The sequence below is a fragment of the Streptomyces sp. NEAU-W12 genome (assembly GCF_026242095.1).
Lineage (GTDB): Bacteria > Actinomycetota > Actinomycetes > Streptomycetales > Streptomycetaceae > Streptomyces.
This window is the reverse complement of the sequence record NZ_JAPJDM010000008.1, coordinates 69985-89751: the sequence shown is the minus strand read 5'-3', so window position 1 is coordinate 89751 and position 19767 is coordinate 69985. Positions and strand designations below refer to the sequence as shown.

Annotated in this window: 17 protein-coding genes and 1 tRNA gene; 17 read left to right on the top strand and 1 reads right to left on the bottom strand. The window is 71.8% G+C overall.

The window, feature by feature from the left end; genetic code table 11:
* Window positions 1-21: 21 nt before the first annotated feature.
* Window positions 22-93: transfer RNA gene (locus ORI94_RS11890), tRNA-Arg, on the bottom strand.
* Window positions 94-228: 135 nt separating this feature from the next.
* Between ORI94_RS11890 and ORI94_RS11885 the strand changes: the two genes are divergently transcribed.
* The 17 genes from ORI94_RS11885 (at window position 229) to atpB (ending at window position 19728) form a co-directional block, all read left to right on the top strand.
* The gene (locus ORI94_RS11885) at window positions 229-741 is read left to right on the top strand and encodes a response regulator (protein WP_266074651.1); all 513 of its coding nucleotides are present in this window, start codon (window positions 229-231) and stop codon (window positions 739-741) included.
* Between the two features lie 97 nt (window positions 742-838).
* The gene (nrtL, locus tag ORI94_RS11880) at window positions 839-1960 is read left to right on the top strand and encodes an ArgS-related anticodon-binding protein NrtL (RefSeq protein WP_266074484.1); all 1122 of its coding nucleotides are present in this window, start codon (window positions 839-841) and stop codon (window positions 1958-1960) included.
* Window positions 1961-1975: 15 nt separating this feature from the next.
* A complete protein-coding gene (gene lysA / locus ORI94_RS11875) occupies window positions 1976-3367 on the top strand; it encodes a diaminopimelate decarboxylase (protein ID WP_266074483.1) in 1392 nt (463 codons plus the stop codon).
* Between the two features lie 193 nt (window positions 3368-3560).
* On the top strand, window positions 3561-4853 hold the full coding sequence (locus ORI94_RS11870; protein WP_266074482.1) for a homoserine dehydrogenase: 1293 nt from the start codon (window positions 3561-3563) through the stop codon (window positions 4851-4853).
* Window positions 4854-4859: 6 nt separating this feature from the next.
* Window positions 4860-5918: a threonine synthase gene (gene thrC, locus ORI94_RS11865; protein WP_266074480.1), complete on the top strand. Its 1059-nt coding sequence runs from the start codon at window positions 4860-4862 to the stop codon at window positions 5916-5918.
* Between the two features lie 451 nt (window positions 5919-6369).
* A complete protein-coding gene (thrB, locus tag ORI94_RS11860) occupies window positions 6370-7287 on the top strand; it encodes a homoserine kinase (protein ID WP_266074479.1) in 918 nt (305 codons plus the stop codon).
* A gap of 403 nt (window positions 7288-7690) precedes the next feature.
* Window positions 7691-9742 (top strand): transcription termination factor Rho, encoded by a 2052-nt coding sequence (gene rho / locus ORI94_RS11855; protein WP_266074478.1) that lies wholly within the window; start codon window positions 7691-7693, stop codon window positions 9740-9742.
* A 152-nt stretch (window positions 9743-9894) separates the two neighbouring features.
* Window positions 9895-10989 (top strand): LCP family protein, encoded by a 1095-nt coding sequence (locus ORI94_RS11850; RefSeq protein WP_266074477.1) that lies wholly within the window; start codon window positions 9895-9897, stop codon window positions 10987-10989.
* 169 nt (window positions 10990-11158) lie between these two features.
* A complete protein-coding gene (gene rpmE / locus ORI94_RS11845) occupies window positions 11159-11380 on the top strand; it encodes a 50S ribosomal protein L31 (RefSeq protein WP_007499053.1) in 222 nt (73 codons plus the stop codon).
* Between the two features lie 102 nt (window positions 11381-11482).
* Window positions 11483-12559 carry a peptide chain release factor 1 gene (gene prfA / locus ORI94_RS11840; protein WP_266074476.1) on the top strand — a complete coding sequence of 359 codons (1077 nt, stop codon included), beginning with the start codon at window positions 11483-11485 and terminating at the stop codon, window positions 12557-12559.
* A 99-nt stretch (window positions 12560-12658) separates the two neighbouring features.
* Window positions 12659-13546, top strand: coding sequence for a peptide chain release factor N(5)-glutamine methyltransferase (prmC, locus tag ORI94_RS11835; RefSeq protein WP_266074475.1), 888 nt, complete (start codon window positions 12659-12661; stop codon window positions 13544-13546).
* Window positions 13547-13601: 55 nt separating this feature from the next.
* Complete coding sequence (locus ORI94_RS11830; RefSeq protein ID WP_266074474.1) at window positions 13602-14249, top strand: L-threonylcarbamoyladenylate synthase; 648 nt, start codon at window positions 13602-13604, stop codon at window positions 14247-14249.
* Complete coding sequence (locus ORI94_RS11825; protein ID WP_266074473.1) at window positions 14246-14923, top strand: protein-tyrosine-phosphatase; 678 nt, start codon at window positions 14246-14248, stop codon at window positions 14921-14923. Before ORI94_RS11830 ends, ORI94_RS11825 begins: the two co-directional genes overlap by 4 nt.
* 134 nt (window positions 14924-15057) lie before the next feature.
* The gene (gene glyA / locus ORI94_RS11820; RefSeq protein WP_266074650.1) at window positions 15058-16302 is read left to right on the top strand and encodes a serine hydroxymethyltransferase; all 1245 of its coding nucleotides are present in this window, start codon (window positions 15058-15060) and stop codon (window positions 16300-16302) included.
* A gap of 195 nt (window positions 16303-16497) precedes the next feature.
* A complete protein-coding gene (locus tag ORI94_RS11815) occupies window positions 16498-17886 on the top strand; it encodes an MraY family glycosyltransferase (RefSeq protein ID WP_266074472.1) in 1389 nt (462 codons plus the stop codon).
* Window positions 17887-18231: 345 nt separating this feature from the next.
* Entirely contained in the window at window positions 18232-18681 is a 450-nt protein-coding gene (locus tag ORI94_RS11810) for a hypothetical protein (RefSeq protein ID WP_266074471.1), read from the top strand.
* Window positions 18682-18906: 225 nt separating this feature from the next.
* A complete protein-coding gene (gene atpB / locus ORI94_RS11805; protein ID WP_266074470.1) occupies window positions 18907-19728 on the top strand; it encodes a F0F1 ATP synthase subunit A in 822 nt (273 codons plus the stop codon).
* Window positions 19729-19767 lie beyond the last annotated feature (39 nt).

Sequence of the window (19767 nt, the reverse complement as noted above, 5' to 3'; positions counted from 1 at the left end):
CTTCGGGCACCTCATGCGAAGTGCCCCCGGCAGGATTCGAACCTGCGCACACGGCTCCGGAGGCCGTTGCTCTATCCCCTGAGCTACGGGGGCGTGTCGGTTGCGGTGATCGCTTCGACGGGTAGAACAGTACCAGTTCCGGCGGGGTGGTCATGAACCCGTTTTCCGCGGCGCGGGGGAGGGGTGGGGTCACCCTGTGCGTTCGAGGGGCCACCCCTGGGGGTGGAAGTGGGGAAAGCGCGGACGCGGTGGCCGGTCCCGACCTACTCTCGAGTGGTGCCAGGGGCGTCGCGCCGGGTGCTTGTTGTGGACGACAACAAGGTCATCCGGCAGTTGATCAGGGTCAATCTCGAGCTTGAGGGCTTCGAGGTCGTGACCGCGGCCGACGGTGCCGAGTGTCTGGAAGTCGTTCATCAGGTGCGGCCCGACCTGGTCACCCTCGATGTCGCCATGCCGCGGCTCAACGGGCTCAGGACCGCGGCCCGGCTGCGTTCCGATCCCCGGACCCGGGACCTCCCGCTCGCCATCATCAGTGCCTGTACCCGGTACGAGGTCGAGAGCGGGCTTGACGTCGGGGTGGATGTTTTCCTCGCCAAGCCCTTCGACCCCGCTGAACTCGTGCGGGTGGTAGGGCAGTTGGTCGAGCGGCGGAGGCGGGGGGCCGGCGGGGGCGGCGGTGGGACGAGCAACGGCGGTGGCCTCGGGGGTGCCGAGCGGGCCGCCGGGCACGCTCCCGGGTAGCCGCGCCGCCCGGTCCGTCCGTGCGGGCGTCCACATCGCGGGATCCCGGCCGAGCCGACTCGCCTCCCCACCCCCCTCCTCCCCTACCCTTGTCCCCGTGACCCCCGTCGAGCTCTCCCGCACCGTGCTGCGCGCGGTGCGCCGTGCTGTCGACGACGGGGAGCTGAGCGTGGCCGTGCCCGAGCGGGTCGTCGTCGCGCCGCCGGGACCCGGAGGGTGCGGGGAGTACGCCACCGGCGTCGCCCTCCAGCTGGCCCGGCCGGCCGGACGGACGCCGCAGCACGTGGCCGGGGTTCTCCGGGACCGTCTCCTTCGCGCCGAGGGCATCGGCGATGTCGTCATCACCGGACCCGGGTTCCTCAACATCAGCCTGCGGGGGGCCGACGCGTCCGTCGCCCTCGTGGAGGAGATCCTCGGCGCGGGGGACACCCCTTACGGGCACCTCCCCGCGGGGAGCCGGGAGCCCGTGCTGCTGCGTGGTGCGGCTGACGTGCGTGCCTTCGTGCACCTCGACGCGCTGGCCCGGATCCTGCGGGCCCAGGGGCATCCCGTGCGGGTCGGCTTCGACGCCCCGCCCGCGTCCGAGTGGGGCGTCGTGCTCGGGGACGGCGCCATCGAGGGCGGCACCGAGGGCGGCTCCGGGGGTGCCGCCGGGGGTGCTTCCCTCGAGTACGAGCAGAGCGCCGGCGGTCAGGAGGGCCGCCCTCCCGTCCCCGTGCCCGTCCGCCCCGTGCCCGCCCCCGCCGACCCGCTGCCGCTGGGCCGGGACGCCGCGCGCTGGGCGCTGCTGCGGCCCGCGGCGCACGACCGGCCGCGGATCGGTGGCGAGCACCTGGAGCAGAGGGAGGGCAACCCCCTCTTCCGGGTGCGGTACGCCCACGCCCGCACCCGTGCCCTCGTGCGCAACGCCGCCGACCTCGGGTTCCGCCCCGTGCCCGGCCCCGTCGGCGTGAGCGGGACCCGGCCGCTGCTCACCGCCCTCGCCGACCACCCCCGCGTCCTCGCGGCCGCCGCGCGGCACCGTGCTCCCGACCGGCTCGCCCGGCATCTCGTCACCGTCGCCGATGCGACGCAGCCCCTGCTCCCCGCCGTGCTGCCGCTCGGCGCCGAGAAACCCTCGGCCGTCCACCGCGCCCGGCTCGCGCTCGCCGAAGCCGCCGGGACGGTGCTCGCCGACGGCCTGTCCCTGCTCGGCATCGACGCCCCCGACCATCTTTGAGAGAGCACGCGAAGAATGAGCCGTTCCGCACACCCCGCCGGGCCCCGTCACGCCGACGTCCTGCCCGAGGGGCACTATTCCGCACCGCCCGCCGACCTCAACGCCCTCGACCCCAAGGTGTGGGCGCAGACCGTCAGCCGTGACGAGGACGGCGCGCTCACCGTCGGCGGGGTCTCCGTCACGCGGCTCGCCGAGGAGTTCGGCACCCCCGCCTACATCCTCGACGAGGCCGACTTCCGGGCCCGCGCGCAGGCCTGGCGCACCGCCTTCGGGGACGACGCCGACGTGTTCTACGCGGGCAAGGCGTTCCTCTCCCGGGCCGTCGTGCGGTGGCTCCACGAGGAAGGGCTGAACCTCGACGTCTGCTCCGGCGGGGAGCTGGCCACCGCCCTGTCCGCCGGCATGCCCGCCGACCGGATCGCCTTCCACGGCAACAACAAGTCCGTGGCCGAGATCACCCGGGCCGTCGAGGCCGGGGTCGGGCGGATCGTGCTCGACTCCTTCCAGGAGATCGTCCGGGTCGCGCACATCGCGCAGTCGCGCGGCAGGCGGCAGCGGGTGCAGATCCGTGTCACCGTCGGCGTCGAGGCGCACACGCACGAGTTCATCGCCACCGCGCACGAGGACCAGAAGTTCGGGATCCCGCTGGCCGGCGGGCAGGCCGCCGAGGCCGTGCGGCGGGCGCTCCAGCTGGACGGTCTCGAGGTCATCGGGATCCACTCGCACATCGGGTCGCAGATCTTCGACATGTCCGGGTTCGAGGTCGCGGCCCACCGGGTCGTCGGGCTGCTCAGGGAGATCAGGGACGAGCACGGGGTCGAGCTGCCCGAGATCGACCTCGGCGGCGGCCTCGGCATCGCCTACACCAGCGACGACGACCCCCGCGAGCCGCACGAGATCGCCAAGGCGCTGACCGAGATCGTCACCCGCGAGTGCGAGTCCGCCCATCTCGCCACCCCCCGCATCTCCGTCGAGCCCGGGCGGGCCGTCGTCGGGCCGACGGCCTTCACCGTGTACGAGGTCGGCACCATCAAGCCGCTCGACGGGCTGCGCACGTACGTCTCCGTCGACGGCGGGATGTCGGACAACATCCGCACCGCGCTGTACGACGCCGACTACAGCGTCTCCCTCGTCTCCCGCACCTCCGACGCCGAGCCGATGCTCTGCCGGGTCGTCGGCAAGCACTGCGAGAGCGGCGACATCGTGGTGCGCGACGCCTTCCTGCCCGGGGACCTGGCGCCGGGCGACCTGATCGCCGTACCGGCCACCGGGGCGTACTGCCGGTCGATGGCGAGCAACTACAACCACGTGCTCCGCCCGCCCGTCGTCGCCGTCGCGAACGGTGAGGCGCGGGCGATCGTCCGGCGCGAGACCGAGGACGACCTCCTCCGCCTCGACGTCGGGTGAGGGGAGACGCCGGAGGCGGCCAGGGGAACCAGGAAGGAAGCAGAGCAGGAAGCGGAGAAGGAGCGGCGGAAGATCTTCGGTTCTTCCTGCTTCCCGATGGAATTGATGTCTCACGATTCGGACATAGGGAAGAATCCTCCGTCCGGTGAGTGAGACTGGTGCAACCTAGACGGTAATCAGGAAACGAGGTCGGATGATGCGTACGCGTCCGCTGAAGGTGGCGCTGCTGGGCTGTGGAGTGGTCGGCTCAGAGGTGGCGCGCATCATGACGACGCAGGCCGCCGACCTCGCCGCCCGCATCGGGGCCCCGGTGGAGCTCGCCGGGGTCGCCGTGCGGCGTCCGGACAGGGTGCGCGAGGGCATCGCCCCGGAGCTCGTCACCACCGACGCCACCGCCCTGGTCAAACGGGGCGACCTCGACGTCGTCGTCGAGGTCATCGGCGGGATCGAGCCGGCGCGGATGCTGATCACCACCGCGTTCGAGCACGGCGCGTCCGTCGTCTCCGCGAACAAGGCACTGCTCGCCCAGGACGGTGCCGCGCTGCACGCCGTCGCCGAGGAGCACGGCAAGGACCTCTACTACGAGGCCGCCGTCGCCGGTGCCATCCCGCTGATCCGACCGCTGCGCGAGTCACTCGCCGGCGACAAGGTCAACCGGGTGCTCGGCATCGTCAACGGCACGACGAACTTCATCCTCGACGCCATGGACACCACCGGCGCCGGCTACCAGGAGGCGCTCGACGAGGCCACCGCGCTCGGGTACGCCGAGGCCGACCCGACCGCCGACGTCGAGGGCTTCGACGCCGCCGCCAAGGCCGCCATCCTCGCCGGGATCGCCTTCCACACGCGCGTGCGCCTCGACGACGTGCACCGTGAGGGCATGACCGAGGTCACCGCCGCCGACTTCGCCTCGGCGCGGGGGATGGGCTGCACCATCAAGCTGCTGGCCATCTGCGAGCGGGCCGCGGACGGTGGATCCGTCACCGCGCGGGTGCATCCGGCGATGATCCCGCTCACCCACCCCCTGGCCTCCGTGCGCGGCGCCTACAACGCCGTGTTCGTGGAGTCGGACGCCTCCGGGCAGCTGATGTTCTACGGGCCCGGCGCCGGCGGGGCGCCCACCGCCTCCGCCGTCCTCGGCGACCTCGTCGCCGTCTGCCGCAACCGGCTCGGCGAGACCACCGGACCGGGCGAGTCCGCCTACGCGGCGCTGCCCGTCTCCCCGATGGGCGAGGTCGTCACGCGCTACCACATCAGCCTCGACGTGGCCGACAAACCGGGCGTTCTCGCCCAGGTCGCGACCGTGTTCGCCGAGCACGGTGTCTCGATCGACACGGTTCGCCAGCAGGGCAAGGACGGGGAGGCCTCCCTCGTCGTCGTCACCCACCGTGCGTCCGACGCGGCCCTCAGCGGCACCGTCGACGCGTTGCGCAAGCTCGACACCGTGCGTGGTGTCGCCAGCATCATGCGGGTTGAAGGAGAGTAAGCAGCAATGACCCACCAGTGGCGCGGAATCATCGAGGAGTACCGGGACCGGCTGCCGGTCGCCGACACCACGCCGGTCGTGACGCTCCGTGAGGGCGGCACGCCGCTCGTGCCCGCGCGGGTGCTCTCCGAGCGCACGGGCTGCGAGGTCCACCTCAAGGTCGAGGGCGCGAACCCGACCGGGTCCTTCAAGGACCGGGGCATGACCATGGCCATCTCCAAGGCCAAGGAGGAGGGCGCGCAGGCCGTCATCTGCGCCTCCACCGGCAACACCTCCGCCTCCGCCGCCGCCTACGCGGTGCGCGCCGGCATGGTCTCCGCCGTGCTCGTGCCCCAGGGCAAGATCGCGCTCGGCAAGATGGGCCAGGCCCTGGTGCACGGCGCGAAGATCCTCCAGGTCGACGGCAACTTCGACGACTGCCTCACCCTCGCCCGCGCCCTCAGCGACAACTACCCGGTGGCGCTGGTCAATTCGGTCAACCCGGTGCGTATCGAGGGTCAGAAGACGGCCGCCTTCGAGATCGTGGACATGCTGGGCGACGCCCCCGACGTCCACGTCCTGCCGGTGGGCAACGCGGGCAACATCACGGCCTACTGGAAGGGCTACCGCGAGTACGCCGACGACGGCGTCTCCACCCGCAAGCCCCGGATGTGGGGATTCCAGGCCTCCGGCAGCGCCCCGATCGTGCGCGGCGAGGTCGTCAAGGACCCGGCGACGATCGCCACCGCCATCCGGATCGGCAACCCCGCCTCGTGGCAGTACGCGCTGGCCGCGCGGGACGAGTCCGGCGGTGTCATCGACGAGGTGACGGATCGTGAGATCCTGCGCGCCTACCGGCTGTTGGCCTCGCAGGAGGGCGTCTTCGTCGAGCCCGCGTCCGCCGCGTCGGTCGCCGGCCTGCTGAAGGCCGCGGAGCAGGGCAAGGTCGACCCGGGACAGCGCATCGTGTGCACCGTCACGGGCAACGGTCTGAAGGACCCGGACTGGGCCGTCGCCGGGGCGCCGCAGCCGGTCACCGTCCCCGTGGACGCCGCGACGGCGGCCGAGCGGCTCGGACTGGCCTGACCGCCGCCACCGGAAGGCCCGGGGCGCCGCGCCACGGGCCTTCCGGCCGCCCGCCCCGGGCCCTCCCCGCCCGGCGGCGGCAGCACGCGCCGGCAGGACGGGCGTAAGAAGGCGCCTGTCCGGGGAAGTTCCCCCTGAGGGAGGCACGGAGGGCTTGCGACACGCATCGTGCGCCTCCCGTGCGCCCTATGTCGACACAGAACCTTCCTTCGATAGGCTGTACTCAACCCGTCCGCCGCACATGCCGCGGTCCCGCGTCCTCCCGTGGTCCGGACCACGGTCCGCGGGGGCCCCGGAGGAGCCGGGAGGGGTTCGGGAAGCGGTCGGCCACCCCGGCCGGCGGCGGTCCCCGGGGTTGTGTACGTCATCGAATGTCATTCGACAGTTCGGCAGTCCGGCACTCTTCGGCTGCCACCGTCACCGTCACCAGCTCAAGGAGAGTCAACGAGCGATGGCCGGTCCCGCGTTCCGCGCCGCCGCCGTCCGGGTGCGCGTCCCCGCCACCAGCGCCAACCTCGGTCCGGGCTTCGACGCCTTCGGCCTCGCGCTGGGCCTCTACGACGACGTGGTCGTCCGGGTGGCCGACGCCGGGCTGCACATCGACATCGCCGGTGAAGGCGGTGAAACCCTCCCCCGCGACGAGAACCACCTGCTCGTACGCTCCCTGCGCACCGCCTTCGACCTGCTCGGCGGACAGCCGCGCGGCCTGGAGATCGTCTGCGCCAACCGCATTCCGCACGGTCGGGGCCTCGGCTCCTCCTCCGCCGCCATCTGCGCCGGAATCGTCGCCGCCCGCGCCGTGACCATAGGCGCCGAGGCCAGGCTCGACGACACCGCGCTGCTCGAGCTCGCCACCGAGATCGAGGGCCACCCCGACAACGTCGCGGCCTGCCTGCTGGGCGGCTTCACCCTCTCCTGGATGGAGAGCGGCGCGGCCCGCGCGATCAGGATGGAGCCCGCCGCCTCCGTCGTGCCGGTGGTGTTCGTACCCGGCAAACCCGTCCTCACCGAGACCGCGCGCGGCCTGCTGCCGCGCACCGTGCCGCATGGCGACGCCGCCGCCAACGCGGGCCGCGCCGCCCTGCTCGTCGAGGCTCTGACCAGGCGTCCCGAACTGCTGCTGCCCGCCACCGAGGACCGTCTGCACCAGGAGTACCGAGCCCCCGCCATGCCCGAGAGCGCGGCGCTGGTCGAGCGCCTGCGCGCGGACGGCGTCCCCGCGGTGATCTCCGGCGCGGGCCCCACCGTCATGGCGCTGGCCGACGCGGAAACCGCCGACAAGGTCGAAGCGCTGGCGGGCAACGACTGGGCCGCCAACCGGCTCGGCCTCGATGCGCAGGGAGCGAGCGTGCTTCCGCTCGCCACCTGACACACGGTTGCCGGACAAGGAGAGGGGGAATGTTTGTTGGATCCGGTAGTGTTAATCTCAAGTCTGCACCCGCACCCCACCATGGCGAGGTGCCTCGTGTCCCCGCTCGGGACAGACATTCTTCCGGGAGCCCCCCAAGCCCAACTGTGTTCTCTGCTTCGTACGCGGGCAGTACGTCGTACGCGGACACCGAACGGCCCGCCGGGCACGCTCCGGAACCGGTGCGACCGCGCCACGTGACACTGGATGCCACGGCTCGGGGAAGCGCCATCACCAGATATCCCTTCCGCCGTCGAGGCGGACCACCGCCCCGGCACGGTTCGCACAGCAAGGACCGAAGCCGGACAGCACAACCGGTCGCCGAGCCAGACAGGCCGACGTCCGCTCCAGGGAAGGACCCTTCGTGAGCGACACCACCGATCTGATGGGCGCACGTGTCGAGGAGACCGCTGCCGCGCCCGCCACGGACGCCTCCGCGCCTGCCAGCGGTGCCGGCTCCCGGCGGCGCCGCGGTACCGGCCTCGAGGGCATGGTGCTGGCCGAGCTTCAGCAGGTCGCCTCCGGCCTCGGCATCAGGGGCACCGCGCGCATGCGCAAGAGCCAGCTGATCGAGGTCATCAAGGAAGCGCAGGCGTCGGGCGGCTCCGCCGCGCCGAAGAGCGAGGCCCCGGCCGAGCCGGCGCAGACCAAGCCCAAGCGCCGCACCACCTCCAGGACCCGTACGGGCGACACCGCCCAGAAGAAGCCGGCTGCCGAGGCCCCCGCCGAACAGGCCGCCGCCCAGCAGCAGATCGACATTCCCGGCCAGCCCTCCCCGAAGGCCTCCGCCCCGGCCGAGCAGGCCCCCGCCGCCGAGGCCCCCGTCGAGCGCCGTCGCCGGGCCACCGCGGACGCGGGCGCTCCGGCCGCTGCGGCCGAGCAGGCCCCCGCCGAGACGAAGAGCGACGCGAAGGCCGAGGGCCAGGCGCAGTCGCAGCAGTCCTCGTCGCAGGGCGACGGCAAGTCCGACGGCGACGGCGACGGCCGCCGCCGTGACCGCCGCGAGCGCGGCCGTGACCGTGCCGAGCGCGGAGACCGGGGTGACCGCGGGGATCGCGGCGACCGCGGGGACCGTCGGGGCAAGGGCGACGACCAGCAGCAGAACCAGGGCGGCGGCCAGGGCCGTCAGCAGAACCAGCAGCAGGGCGGCGGCCGTCAGGACGACGGTTACGACGACGACGGAGGCGGCCGTCGCGGCCGTCGCGGCCGCTACCGCGACCGCCGTGGCCGCCGTGGCCGCGACGAGATGACCTCCGAGCCGCAGATCACCGAGGACGACGTCCTGATCCCGGTCGCGGGCATCCTCGACATCCTCGACAACTACGCGTTCATCCGGACCTCCGGCTACCTGCCCGGCCCGAACGACGTGTACGTCTCCCTCGCCCAGGTCCGCAAGAACGGCCTGCGCAAGGGCGACCACCTCACCGGCGCGGTGCGCCAGCCGAAGGAGGGCGAGCGGCGCGAGAAGTTCAACGCGCTGGTCCGCCTCGACTCCGTCAACGGCATGGCGCCCGAACACGGCCGCGGTCGCCCGGAGTTCAACAAGCTCACCCCGCTGTACCCGCAGGACCGCCTCCGCCTGGAGACCGACCCCGGCGTCCTCACCACGCGGATCATCGACCTCGTGTCGCCGATCGGCAAGGGCCAGCGCGGTCTGATCGTGGCCCCGCCGAAGACCGGCAAGACCATGATCATGCAGGCGGTCGCCAACGCGATCACGCACAACAACCCCGAGTGCCACCTGATGGTCGTCCTCGTCGACGAGCGTCCGGAAGAGGTCACCGACATGCAGCGGTCGGTGAAGGGCGAGGTCATCTCCTCGACCTTCGACCGTCCGGCCGAGGACCACACCACGGTCGCCGAGCTCGCCATCGAGCGCGCCAAGCGTCTGGTGGAGCTGGGTCACGACGTCGTCGTGCTGCTCGACTCGATCACGCGTCTGGGCCGTGCGTACAACCTCGCCGCCCCGGCCTCCGGCCGCATCCTCTCCGGTGGTGTCGACTCGACGGCGCTGTACCCGCCGAAGCGCTTCTTCGGAGCGGCCCGCAACATCGAGGACGGCGGCTCGCTGACCATCCTCGCCACCGCCCTGGTGGACACCGGGTCCCGCATGGACGAGGTGATCTTCGAGGAGTTCAAGGGCACCGGCAACATGGAGCTCAAGCTCGACCGGAAGCTCGCCGACAAGCGCATCTTCCCCGCGGTGGACGTCGACGCGTCCGGCACCCGCAAGGAGGAGATCCTGCTCGGCAGCGACGAGCTGGCCGTCACCTGGAAGCTCCGCCGGGTGCTGCACGCACTCGACTCGCAGCAGGCGATCGAGCTGCTCCTCGACAAGATGAAGCAGACGAAGTCGAACGGCGAGTTCCTGCTGCAGATCCAGAAGACGACGCCGACGCCCGGCAACGGCGACTGACGTCCGCCGTTCGCCACACCCGTCTCCTCACCAGGGCCGCTTCCCGGACATCCGGGGCGCGGCCCTTGTGGTTCCGGACGACGCCGCGGACGGGGTGGTACGGCCGGTTCCGGTGTGGTCGAAGGGGGTACCCGGGCGGACGGGAGCCGCCTATGTCTGCCGAGAACACGCACCGGACCGACGGCCTGCGGGCCGGGGGCCGCAGCCGCAGGTGGCGGGGCATGAAGGTCGTGGCGTGGACCGCGGCCCTCGTCCTCGCCCTCGGCGGCGCCGGCCTCGGATACGTGTACGTCACCCTCGACGGCAACCTCAGGAGCGTCGACATCGACCGGACACTCGGAGCCGACCGGCCCGAGAAGGCCGACGACGGCTCCGAGAACATCCTCGTTCTCGGCTCCGACACCCGCTCCGGCGGCAACGGGAAGCTCGGCGGCGGCACCGACGACGGCACGGCCCGCTCCGACACCGCGATGATCGTGCACGTCCACGAGGGACGGGACGAGGCCTCCGTGGTGTCCGTCCCGCGGGACACCCTCGTCGACCGTCCCGAGTGCACCGGCACCGAAGGCGGCGGGCACCCCGCCGCGGACGGCGTGATGTTCAACTCCGCGTACGCCACGGGCGGGGCCGCCTGCGCCGTCAAGACCGTCGAGTCGATGACCGGCCTGCGCATGGACCACTACCTGGAGGTCGACTTCAGCGGCTTCCGGGAGCTCGTCGACGAGCTGGGCGGCGTCGAGATCACCACCACCGAGGACATCGACGACCCCGACAGCCACCTGCACCTCGCCGCCGGCACCCACCGGCTCGACGGCGCGCAGGCCCTCGGCCTGGTCCGCACCCGGCACGGCGTGGGCGACGGCTCCGACCTCGGCCGCATCCAGCTCCAGCAGGCCTTCGTCAGGGCCCTGGTCCAGCAGGTGGACGACGTCGGCCTCCTCGCCGACCCCGGGAAGCTCCACGACATCGCCGACACCGCCACCCGGGCCCTCACCACCGACACCGGCCTGGGCTCGGTGAACTCCCTGATGTCCTTCGCCGCCGGCCTGCGCGACATCGACCCGGCCGGCCTGCACATGGTGACCATGCCGGTGCGCTACGACCCCGCCGACCCCAACCGCCTCGTGCCCGAGCCGCAGAAGGCGCGGCTGGTCTGGGACGCCCTGAGGAACGACGAGCCGATCCCGGGGACGGCCACGGACGACACGGCCACCGGCGAGGCCGGGGACGTCGCGGGCGCCCCGTGAGCAGCGCCGAAGGCCCCGCGGAGCCGGCGCCGGCGCGCCGGGAACAAAAGGCGGCGGCCCCCGGTTTGGGGGGATGGCACCAGTCCTGGCAGACTGGTACGTCGGCTCCGGTTCACGCTCCCGCATCCCGCGGCGGCGACCCGGCGCCCTCCCGAACCTAGGAGTCACCTTGAAGCGCGACATTCACCCCGCGTACGTCGAGACGCAGGTCAGCTGCACCTGCGGCGCGTCGTTCACCACCCGCAGCACCATCGAGTCCGGCACCGTCCGGGCCGAGGTCTGCTCCGAGTGCCACCCGTTCTACACGGGTAAGCAGAAGATCCTCGACACCGGTGGCCGTGTGGCCCGCTTCGAGGCCCGCTTCGGCAAGGCCGCCGGCTCCAAGAAGTAGCGAGCCCCATTTCGCCGGTCCACGGCCGCGCTCCCGCCCGGGGCAGGCCGGGACCGGCGTTTTTGGTCCGCCCCTTCACCCACGTACCAGCAGGAGCCCAAGATGTTCGAGGCCGTCGAGGAACTCGTCGCCGAGCACGCCCACCTGGAGACGAAGCTCGCCGACCCGTCGGTCCACGCCGACCAGGCCAACGCGCGCAGGCTGAACAAGCGCTACGCCGAACTCACCCCGATCGTCACCACGTACCGCACCTGGAAGCAGACCGGTGACGACATCGGGACCGCGCGTGAACTGGCCGCGGACGACCCGGACTTCGCCGCCGAGCTGAAGGACCTGGAGAAGCAGCGCGAGAAGCTCACCGAGAAGCTCCGCCTGCTGCTGGTCCCGCGCGACCCCAGCGACGACAAGGACGTCATCCTCGAGGTCAAGGCGGGCGCGGGCGGCGACGAGTCCGCCCTGTTCGCCGGTGACCTGCTGCGCATGTACCTGCGGTACGCCGAGCGCGTGGGCTGGAAGACCGAGATCATCGACGCCACGGAGTCCGAGCTGGGCGGCTACAAGGACGTCCAGGTCTCCGTGAGGACCAAGGGCGGCCAGGGCGCCACCGAGCCCGGCCAGGGCGTGTGGGCCCGGCTGAAGTACGAGGGCGGTGTGCACCGCGTGCAGCGGGTGCCCGCCACCGAGTCGCAGGGCCGCATCCACACCTCCGCGGCGGGTGTCCTGGTGACCCCCGAGGCGGAGGAGGTCGACGTCGAGATCAACCCGAACGACCTGCGGATCGACGTCTACCGCTCCTCGGGACCCGGCGGGCAGTCCGTCAACACCACCGACTCCGCCGTGCGCATCACGCACCTGCCGACCGGAGTCGTCGCCTCCTGCCAGAACGAGAAGAGCCAGCTGCAGAACAAGGAGCAGGCGATGCGTATCCTGCGCTCCAGGCTGCTCGCGGCGGCGCAGGAGGAGGCGGAGAAGGAGGCCGCGGACGCCCGGCGCAGCCAGGTCCGCACCGTCGACCGCTCCGAGAAGATCCGCACCTACAACTTCCCGGAGAACCGCATCTCGGACCACCGCGTCGGGTTCAAGGCGTACAACCTGGACCAGGTCCTGGACGGCGATCTGGACGCGATGATCCAGGCCTGTGTCGACGCGGACTCGGCCGCCAAGCTCGCCGCGGCATGAGGCCGGCCCACCGGGCCTGAGCACCCGGCCCGCTGTCCGGGCCGCGCGAGGGGCCCGGACACCGTACCGCCGCAGCGGCCGTACAAGAACTTCCGGAGGATGAGCGTGCAGCAACATAGTGGGGGGCGACCCCCGAGCCCCCGCAGCGTGCTGCTCGCGGAGGTGGCCCAGGCCACCCAGCGGCTGGCCGACGCGGGCGTGCCCTCGCCGCGCACCGACGCGGAGGAGCTCGCCGCGTTCGTGCACGGCGTCAAACGCGGCGCGCTGCACACCGTCCAGGACGCCGACTTCGACGCCCGCTACTGGGAGGTCGTCGCCCGCCGCGAGGCGCGCGAACCGCTCCAGCACATCACCGGGCACGCCTACTTCCGCTACCTCGAACTCCAGGTGGGGCCCGGGGTGTTCGTGCCGCGCCCGGAGACCGAGTCGGTCGTCGGCTGGGCCATAGACGCGGTACGGGCCATGGACGTCGTCGAGCCGTGCATCGTCGACCTGTGCACCGGCTCGGGCGCCATCGCGCTCGCCCTCGCCCAGGAGGTGCCGCGCTCCCGCGTGTACGCCGTGGAGCTGTCCGAGGACGCCCTCGTGTGGACCCGCAGGAACATGGAGGGCTCGCGCGTCGAGCTGCGCCAGGGAAACGCCCTGACGGCCTTCCCGGACCTCGACGGCCAGGTCGACCTCGTCGTCTCCAACCCGCCGTACATCCCGCTCACCGAATGGGAGTACGTCGCCCCCGAGGCGCGCGACCACGACCCCGGCCTGGCGCTGTTCTCCGGCGAGGACGGCCTCGACCTCATCCGCGGTCTGGAACGCACCGCGCACCGCCTGCTGCGCCCCGGCGGCGTGGTCGTCGTCGAGCACGCCGACACCCAGGGCGGCCAGGTCCCGTGGATCTTCGCCGAGGACCGCGGCTGGACCGACGCCGCAGACCACCCCGACCTGAACAACCGGCCCCGGTTCGCCACCGCCCGCAAGGCGCTGCCGTGACCGTCCGGCAGACTTCGACCACCCCCAGCCGCATGTGTACGAGGAGGCCCGCCAGATGGCTCGGCGATACGACACCAACGACACGACCGACCGCGCGACCGGTCTGCGTGAAGCCGCGTCCGCCGTCCGCCGGGGCGAGCTCGTGGTGCTGCCGACGGACACCGTCTACGGCATCGGTGCCGACGCGTTCACCGGCGAGGCCGTCGCTGACCTCCTGGAGGCCAAGGGGCGCGGCCGCAACATGCCCACGCCCGTCCTCATCGGCTCCCCGAACACCCTGCACGGCCTGGTCACGGACTTCTCCGAGCAGGCCTGGGAACTGGTCGACGCGTTCTGGCCGGGCGCGCTGACCCTGGTCGCCCGGCACCAGCCGTCCCTCCAGTGGGACCTCGGCGACACCCGGGGCACGGTCGCCGTCCGCATGCCGCTGCACCCGGTCGCCATCGAGCTGCTCACCGAGGTCGGCCCGATGGCCGTCTCCTCGGCCAACCTGACGGGACACCCCGCGCCGGAGAACTGCGACGCGGCCCAGGAGATGCTCGGCGACTCCGTCTCCGTCTACCTCGACGGCGGGCCCACCCCGGGCATCGTCCCCTCGTCGATCGTCGACGTCACGCGCCCCGTGCCCGTGCTGCTGCGCGAAGGCGCCATCTCGCCGGAGGAGCTGCGCAAAGTGGTACCCGACCTCGAGGTGGCGAATTGACGGCCCCCGAGTCGGGGCGTGGCATAGGCAACGGGGAACGCAGCGCGGAGGAGACGACCACCTTCGGGTTTCCGCGCGACACCTTCCGCATCCTCCACGTCAGCACCGGAAACGTCTGCCGCTCGCCCATCACCGAGCGGCTGACCCGGCATTTCGTGAGCCAGCGGCTGGGCCTCCTGGGCGGCGGGCTGATCGTGGAGAGCGCGGGCACCTGGGGGCACGAGGGCGCGCCGATGGAGTCCCACGCGGAGACCGTGCTGGCCGACTTCGGCGCGGACGCCTCCGGCTTCACCGGCCGTGAACTGCTGGACGACCACGTGATCCGCGCCGACCTGGTGCTGACCGCGACCCGCGACCACCGCGCCCAGGTCATCTCCATGGGCCACTCGGCGGGCCTGCGCACCTTCACGCTGAAGGAGTTCACCCGCCTGGTGAACGCGATCGACCCGGCGACCCTGCCCCCGGTGGACGAGGGCCTGGTCATGCGCGCCCGCGCCCTGGTCCGCGCCGCCGCCGCGCTGCGCGGGTGGCTGCTGGCCCCGACCGCCGAGGCGGACGAGGTCTACGACCCCTACGGCGGACCCCTGCCGTTCTTCCGCTCCATCGGCGACGAGATACACCAGGCCCTGGACCCGGTCGTCACCGCCCTCACCGGCGTCCCGACCCGAACCTGACGGCTCCGCCGGGGTGCCCGCCCGTCGTGCCCCGGGCGACGACCGCGACCTTCCGGGAGGCGCGGCAGCCGAGCGGGGCGGGGGTGGCGGGCCTACATTGGTCGTACGCCGGCTTCGACGTCCGGGAGCACACCATGACGGTCACCCACGCCCTCGAGGGCGGGTTCGGGGTTCTGCGCCGGCAGGACCCCGAACTCGCCGGGATCCTGGACGCGGAGCGGGAGCGGCAGGCGGCCACCCTCCAGCTGATCGCCGCCGAGAACTTCACCTCGCCCGCCGTGCTGGCCGCCCTCGGCTCACCGCTCGCCAACAAGTACGCCGAGGGGTACCCGGGCGCCCGCCACCACGGCGGCTGTGAGACCGCCGACGATGCCGAACGCCTCGCCGTCGAGCGGGCCAGGGCACTCTTCGGCGCCGACCACGCCAACGTCCAGGCCCACTCCGGATCGTCGGCCGTGCTGGCCGCCTACGCCGCCCTGCTGCGCCCCGGGGACACCGTCCTGGCCCTCGGCCTGGCCCACGGCGGCCACCTCACCCACGGCTCACCCGCGAACTTCTCCGGCCGCTGGTTCGACTTCGTCGGCTACGGCGTGGACGCGGAGACCGGGCTCATCGACCACGACCAGGTCCGCGCCCTGGCCCGCGCCCACCGGCCCAAGGCGATCGTCTGCGGCTCCATCGCCCACCCCCGCCACATCGACCACGCCTTCTTCCGCGAGGTCGCCGACGAGGTGGGCGCCTGTCTGATCGCCGACGCCGCGCACCCCATCGGGCTCGTCGCCGGGGGAGCGGCGCCCAGCCCGGTCCCGTACGCGGACATCGTCTGCGCGACCACGCACAAGGTGCTGCGCGGACCGCGCGGCGGCATGCTCCTCTGCGGCGCCGAGCTGGCCGAACGGGTCGACCGCGCGGTCTTCCCCTTCACCCAGGGCGGGGCCCAGATGCACACCGTCGCCGCCAAGGCGGTCGCCTTCGGGGAGGCGGCGACCCCGGCCTTCGCCGCGTACGCCCACCAGGTCGTCGCCAACGCGCGGGCCCTCGCCGAAGCTCTGGCCGACGAGGGACTCCTCGTCACCACCGGCGGCACGGACACCCACCTGATCACCGCCGACCCCGCTCCGCTCGGCGTCGAGGGGCGCGAGGCCCGCGGCCGGCTCGCGGCGGCCGGAATCGTCCTGGACTGCTGTGTCCTGCCGCACGCCGACGACCGCGGACTGCGCCTGGGCACCGCGGCGGTGACCACGCAGGGCATGGGGGAGCGGGAGATGGCGCTGATCGCCGGGCTGCTGGCGAGCGTCCTGCGCGGCGGCACCGAGCCGGCGCGGGCCCGCACGGACGTCCACGAACTGACCGCCGCCTTTCCGCCATATCCTGGCTGAGACATGTCACCCGGCCGGGCATGCGCACCCGTACGGGTGCCGACGTGGGGCGGGCACGCCCGGGCGGTCGGGCCGTGTGCGCCGTCGTGCACAGACACACGTGCAACCATCGTCGTTACCCGGAAGTCCTCACCCGTATGCGTGCCTCGCTAGGGTGTGAGGCTGTGATGGCCAGCGAGACCTGTGGGGAAGCCCGTGCGTGAATACCTGCTGACGCTCTGCATCACGGCCGCGGTGACGTATCTGCTGACAGGGCCGGTACGGAAGTTCGCGATCGTGGCGGGAGCGATGCCGGAGATCCGGGCACGCGACGTGCACCGGGAACCCACTCCCCGGCTCGGCGGGATCGCCATGTTCTTCGGACTGTGCGCGGGACTGCTGGTCGCCGACCACCTCACCAACCTCAGCCAGCTCTTCGAGGAGTCCAACGAACCACGGGCGCTGCTCTCCGGAGCGGCGCTGATCTGGCTGATCGGTGTGCTGGACGACAAGTTCGAGATCGACGCCCTGATCAAGCTGGGCGGGCAGATGATCGCCGCCGGTGTGATGGTCATGCAGGGCCTGACGATCCTGTGGCTGCCCATCCCCGGCGTCGGCTCGGTCGCGCTCACCCAGTGGCAGGGCACCCTGCTCACGGTCGCCCTGGTCGTCATCACCATCAACGCGGTCAACTTCGTCGACGGCCTGGACGGTCTCGCGGCCGGCATGGTGTGCATCGCGGGGGCGGCGTTCTTCCTGTACGCGTACCGCATCTGGTACTCGTACGGCATCGAGGCTGCCGCCCCGGCGACGCTGTTCTCGGCGATCCTGATGGGCATGTGCCTGGGCTTCATGCCGCACAACATGCATCCCGCGCGGATCTTCATGGGCGACTCCGGCTCCATGCTGATCGGTCTGGTCCTCGCCGCCGGCGCGATCTCCATCACGGGCCAGGTCGACCCCGACGCCCTGAACCTGTACGCGGGCGGGGAGAAGGAGGCCGTGCACCAGACGGTGCCGGTCTACATCCCGCTGCTGCTGCCGCTGACGATCATCGCGGTGCCGGCCGCCGACCTCGTCCTGGCCATCGTGCGCCGCACCTGGCGCGGCCAGTCGCCGTTCGCGGCGGACCGGGGCCACCTGCACCACCGCCTGCTGGAGATCGGCCACTCGCACAGCAGGGCGGTGCTGATCATGTACTTCTGGTCGGCGCTGATCGCCTTCGGCGCGCTCGCCTACTCGGTCAACTCGGCGTCCATGTGGATCGTGCTCAGCGTGGTCATCCTGAGCGCCCTCGGTCTGCTGCTGCTCCTGCTGCCCCGGTTCACCCCGCGCGCGCCCCTGTGGGCCCAGCGCGTCGTCCCGCCGCGCTACCGCCGTCGCCGCCGGTCCCCGGCGGCCGCGTCCGCCCCGCAGGAGGCGGGCGCGGGGGCCGCGGACGCGGCCGCCCCGGCGGGCCCGGAGCCGGACGCGGCCGCCCGGGCCGCCGCGGCGGCCGGCCGCCGCGCCCCGGTGGCCGCCGGGGTCTCGGGGGGCAACGGTGCGACGGCCCTGGGCCACCACGCGCACCCGGGCGACCGGGGGAAGACCGCGGGTTCCCGCTGAGGCGTCGTGGCACACATCACGGTCAAGGTAAGAATCCGACTAGAGCATTGCCAAGTCGTGGGGCGGCGATGGGACGTTCTTGGGGGCATGAAGCGCCCTAATACCAGACAAGTCGACCCCTCGCACCCTCAGGTACGTAGGCTCACCCGCATGTGTGACCTCTCCTGCGGCCATTAGGTAAAGACTGCATCAAATAGTTTGTGATACCGTTCACGAGTCTCGTCGGGGAGAGCCGGGGAACCGCAGCACGACGGTTCGCCGGCGGAGGGAAATCGTCCTCCGTCCGCGGGACTACGCTCGTCCCTGACGACATCCTTTGCCCCCTGTTCAAAGCGGAGTTCCGCCATGCCGTCCAACGACGTCCGGATCCTGATGCAGGCTGCCGTACCCACCGCCGCCGTCGGTGCCGTCGCGGTCGCGGTCGGTGGTGCCGTCGAAGGCGGCCAGGGAGCGATCGGCGCGGTCATCGGTGCGGCGCTCGTGATCCTGCTCATGGGGACCGGGCTGTACGTCCTCCAGTGGATCGCCAGGTCCATCCCGCACCTGTTCCAGGCCATGGGCATGATGATGTACCTGACGCAGATCCTGCTGATCTTCGTCTTCATCGCGCTCTTCAAGGACACGACGCTCTTCCACCCCCAGGCCTTCGCGCTCTCCCTGCTCGTCTCCACCCTCACCTGGGTCACGGCGCAGGCGCGCGCCACCATGAAGGCCAAGACCTACTACGTGGACCCCGAACCGACGACGACCGGCAACACGGCTGAGGCGAAGGAAGCTTCGGGGCGCCAGCCGTGAGACGTAGGGCCGGGATAAGGGCGCATGACAGACCCTGCTATCGTCCGGTGCCAACTGCGGCATCGCGGGCGCGGGCATCCACGCTGACGCCTGACACATCGCGAGGCGAGATGCCCCACAGCCGCCCCCACATCCGTAACACCAGTCCCGTGCCGATCCGCGGCTCCGTGCCGCGCCGACACCACGAGGTTGCCGAATCAATGCGCCACGCTGAAGGAGCCCGCGGTGAGTGCTGACCCGACACAGGTGCTCGCCTTCGAGACCGACTGCCACATCTTCGACGGCTGTGGCTTCCCGTCTCCCGGGCTGCACTCGTTCCTGTTCGAGCCCATGTGGGGCGACGGTGACAGCAGTGTGTACTTCAACAAGACGATGCTGCTGGCGCTGCTCGGCTCGGTCATCATCATCGGCTTCTTCTGGGCGGCGTTCCGCCGGCCCCAGGTCGTCCCCGGCAAGCTCCAGATGGTCGCCGAGGCCGGCTACGACTTCGTCCGCCGGGGCGTCGTCTACGAGACGATGGGCAAGCGCGAGGGCGAGAAGTACGTCCCGTTCATCGTCGCGCTGTTCTTCTTCGTCTGGATGATGAACCTCTGGTCGATCATCCCGCTCGCCCAGTTCCCGGTGACGTCGGTCATCGCGTACCCGCTGGTGCTGGCGCTGCTCGTCTACGCCGTGTGGGTCTCGCTGACCTTCAAGCGGCACGGCTTCGTCGGTGCCCTGAAGAACTTCACCGGCTACGACAAGTCGCTCGGTGCGGCGCTGCCGGTCGTCATGCTGATCGAGGCCTTCTCGAACCTGCTCGTGCGACCCTTCACCCACGCCGTGCGGCTCTTCGCGAACATGTTCGCGGGCCACATCCTGCTGGTGCTGTTCACCATCGCCAGCTGGTACCTCCTGAACGGCATCGGGATCGCTTATGCCAGCGTCTCGTTCGTGATGGTCCTGGTGATGACCCTCTTCGAGCTCTTCATCCAGGCCCTGCAGGCGTACGTCTTCGTTCTCCTGGCCTGCACCTACATCCAGGGCGCGCTCGCCGAGCACCACTGAGCGCCCCGCACCACCCCCATTCGTCCGGTGGCCCACCCC